Here is a 393-nt window from a genome sequence, read left to right as displayed (position 1 = left end):
AACATTTCAATATCATTGTTTCCATCTCCAAAGGCCATCGCCTCTGATTGATTTAAATGATAATATTCCAGTACCTTTTCAATCCCAATGCCTTTTCCGCCGTCGGCAGGGATAATATCCACGGCCCGGTCCCACCAGGCTGCAATTTTGGCACGGTGCACACCGTTCAGCAGGGAAAGATGGTCTCTTTCACGGCATCCCAGCATGATCTGGTATACTTCCTCTTTTGCCACTTCCTCAAAATCATCCGCAACCTCCACTTCACGGTTTGCAAAACCATAATACTCCACTAGATCATCGTCCTTTCCATTTGCCGCCTGTCTGTCTTTTGTGGCAAGTGACAAAGGCCTGTGAATGGTCTCCGCATTTTTTATAATGGTACCAACATCATCG

Annotated in this window: 1 protein-coding gene; it reads right to left on the bottom strand. The window is 46.3% G+C overall.

The features are described 5' to 3' along the window. On the bottom strand, positions 1 to 344 hold a 344-nt coding region (locus NE664_15350; GenBank protein ID MCQ4728008.1), incomplete at its 3' end, for an HAD hydrolase family protein. Positions 345 to 393 lie beyond the last annotated feature (49 nt).

It is taken from the genome of Anaerotignum faecicola (genome assembly GCA_024460105.1).
Taxonomy (GTDB): Bacteria; Bacillota; Clostridia; order Lachnospirales; family Anaerotignaceae; genus JANFXS01.
This window is presented reverse-complemented; position numbering and strand designations above follow the sequence as displayed.